This is a genomic window from Streptomyces sp. (genome assembly GCF_050698815.1).
GTDB lineage: Bacteria > Actinomycetota > Actinomycetes > Streptomycetales > Streptomycetaceae > Streptomyces.
Window position 1 is genome coordinate 1 of record NZ_JBOHCV010000637.1, and the last position, 2,722, is coordinate 2,722.

2 protein-coding genes and 1 pseudogene are annotated in these 2,722 nt (G+C 72.7%); all 3 read left to right on the plus strand.

The features are described 5' to 3' along the window. Positions 1 to 216: 216 nt before the first annotated feature. Entirely contained in the window at positions 217 to 1,482 is a 1,266-nt protein-coding gene (locus ACRDP3_RS22975) for a cytidylyltransferase domain-containing protein (RefSeq protein WP_431518896.1), read from the plus strand. Positions 1,483 to 1,532: 50 nt separating this feature from the next. Continuing rightward, positions 1,533 to 2,465: an N-acetylneuraminate synthase family protein gene (locus ACRDP3_RS22980; protein WP_431518897.1), complete on the plus strand. Its 933-nt coding sequence runs from the start codon at positions 1,533 to 1,535 to the stop codon at positions 2,463 to 2,465. A 22-nt stretch (positions 2,466 to 2,487) separates the two neighbouring features. Then, a pseudogene (locus ACRDP3_RS22985) lies at positions 2,488 to 2,722 on the plus strand (hypothetical protein); the annotation flags it as partial.

A 2,722-nucleotide genomic window follows, 5' to 3' on the forward strand; every position in this document is an offset into this window, starting at 1 on the left:
ACGCCGCTCCTTCCGGCCTGCGCGCCGCGGTCCGCGGCGCCGTACGGGACGCGGCCCGCGGCGCTTACCGGCAGGGCGTCCAGCGGGTGGCCCCGGTCATCCGCCGGATGGGGGAGCTGTGACGCCCCGCGCGGTGACGCGTCCCGCGGTGACGCGCCCCGCCCCCAGTCCCCGCGCCTCCCTGACCGTCCCCCCGCTCACCCCCGAGGAGCCGATATGACCGTCTCGTCCCCAGGGTCCGGCACCGGGCCCGGCACGGCGCCCCGTCGCGTGGTCGCCGTGATCCCCGCCCGCGGCGGTTCGAAGGGCGTGCCCGCCAAGAATCTCGCCACCGTCGGCGGCGAGCCGCTGGTCTCCCGCGCCGTGCGGGAGTGCCGGGCCGCCCGGCTGGTGACCGATGTGATCGTCTCCACCGACGACTTCGGCATCGCGGCCGCCGCCCGTGCCGCGGGCGCGCAGACCGTGGAGCGGCCGGCGGACATCGCCGGCGACACGGCCACCAGCGAGGCCGCCGTGCAGCACGCCGTGGACACCTGCGAGTCGCGCTCCGGCCGGCCGGTCGACGTGGTGCTCCTGGTGCAGTGCACCAGCCCGTTCCTCACCCGCGAGGACGTCGAGGGGGTGGCGGCGGCGGTCGTCGAGTCGGGCGCGGACAGCGCGCTGACCGTCGCCCCGTTCCACGGCTTCGTCTGGCGCGACGCGGCGGACGGCGACAGCGCCCCCGGCGACAGCGCCGCGGGTGTCAACCACGACAAGGCGTACCGCCCCCGCCGCCAGGACCGCCCCCAGGACCTGCTGGAGACGGGTGCCGCGTACGCGATGGACGCCGCCGGCTTCCGCAAGGCGGGGCACCGCTTCTTCGGGCGCACCGAGCTGGTCCGTACGGACCCCGCCCGGGTCCTGGAGGTCGACGACCCGCACGACCTGGCCCGCGCCCGCGCCCTCGCACCGCTGCTCGACCCGGTGCGGACCGGCGGGCTGCCGGCCCGCGAGGACGTCGACGCGGTCGTACTCGACTTCGACGGCACCCAGACCGATGACCGGGTGCTGATCGACTCCGACGGACGGGAACTGGTCGCCGTGCACCGCGGCGACGGCCTCGGCATCGCCGCGCTCCGCCGCGACGGGCTGGAGCTGCTGATCCTGTCCACGGAAGTGAACCCGGTGGTCGCCGCACGGGCGCACAAGCTCAAGATCCCCGTGCTGCACGGCATCGACCGGAAAGACCTCGCACTCAAGCAGTGGTGCGAGGAGCGGGGCATCGCCCCCGAGCGCGTGCTCTACGCCGGCAACGACGTCAACGACCTGCCCTGCTTCCACCTCGTCGGTTGGCCCGTCGCGGTCGCGGGCGCCCACGACGTCGTACGCGAGGCCGCACGCGCGGTCACCTCCACCGCAGGCGGCGCGGGCGCCATCCGCGAGATCGCCTCCTGGCTCCTCGGCCCCTCCCTTCAGTCCTCCCCATCCCCCCAACCCCTCTGACCCCTCCAGACCGACACCTCTGTACCCGGAAAAGGAAGAGAAGCATCACCATGAGCACCAACCGACTTCGCACCCTCGGCCGGCAGTTCGCCGGCCCCGGCCACCCCGTCTACGTCACCGGCGAGATCGGCATCAACCACAATGGCGAGCTCGAGAACGCCTTCGCGCTCATCGACGCCGCCGCCGACGCGGGCTGCGACGCCGTCAAGTTCCAGAAGCGCACCCCCGAGGTGTGCACCCCGCGCGACCAGTGGGACATCGAACGCGACACCCCCTGGGGCCGGATGACCTACATCGACTACCGCCACCGCGTGGAGTTCGACGAGGACGGCTACCGCGCGATCGACGCCTACTGCACCAAGCGCGGCATCGACTGGTTCGCCTCCCCGTGGGACGTGGAGTCCGTCGCCTTCCTGGAGAAGTTCGGCGTGCCCTGCTACAAGGTGGCCTCCGCGTCGCTGACCGACGACGAGCTGCTGCGCGCCATGCGCGCCACCGGCCGTACGGTCATCCTCTCCACCGGCATGTCGACCCCGAAGCAGATCCGGCACGCGGTCGAGGTGCTGGGCAGCGAGAACATCGTGCTCTGCCACGCCACCTCGACGTACCCGGCCAAGGCCGAGGAGCTCAACCTGCGGATGATCCACACGCTGCAGAGCGAGTTCCCCAACGTCCCGATCGGCTACAGCGGCCACGAGACCGGTCTTCAGACGTCCCTCGCCGCCGTCGCGCTCGGCGCCTGCTTCGTCGAGCGGCACATCACGCTCGACCGCGCCATGTGGGGCTCCGACCAGGCCGCGTCCGTCGAGCCGGGCGGCCTCCAGCGGCTGGTGCGCGACATCCGCACCATCGAGGAGTCCCTGGGCGACGGCGTGAAGAAGGTCTACGACAGCGAGCTGAAGCCGATGGAGAAGCTGCGCCGCGTCAAGGGCGTCGTCGCCGAGTCCGAGGAGTCAGCCGACCGCGAGCCCGTCGCGGTCTGAACAGGCAGTACGGAGCAGTGCCGTGAGCCGACCTGAGGGGTGGGGGCCTGATCCCGTGAACCCGGACGTGGAGACGACGGGCATGCAGACGACCGCCCTGGAGACGGCGACGGCGAATGCCGCCCCCCGCCGTCTCCGGGGCATGGCCCGGAGAAAGCAGGGCGGCACGCTCGCCTTCGTGGAGAGCCCGGTCCAGTTGCTCAACGTCCTGGAGTGGGCGCACCAGGACGCGGTCTCCACGACGGTCACCTCAGCGG

Coding starts and splice junctions, on each gene's coding strand:
- ACRDP3_RS22975 (WP_431518896.1), top strand. CDS start 217: ATGACCGTCTCGTCCCCAGGGTCCGGCACCGGGCCCGGCACGGCGCCC.
- ACRDP3_RS22980 (WP_431518897.1), top strand. CDS start 1,533: ATGAGCACCAACCGACTTCGCACCCTCGGCCGGCAGTTCGCCGGCCCC.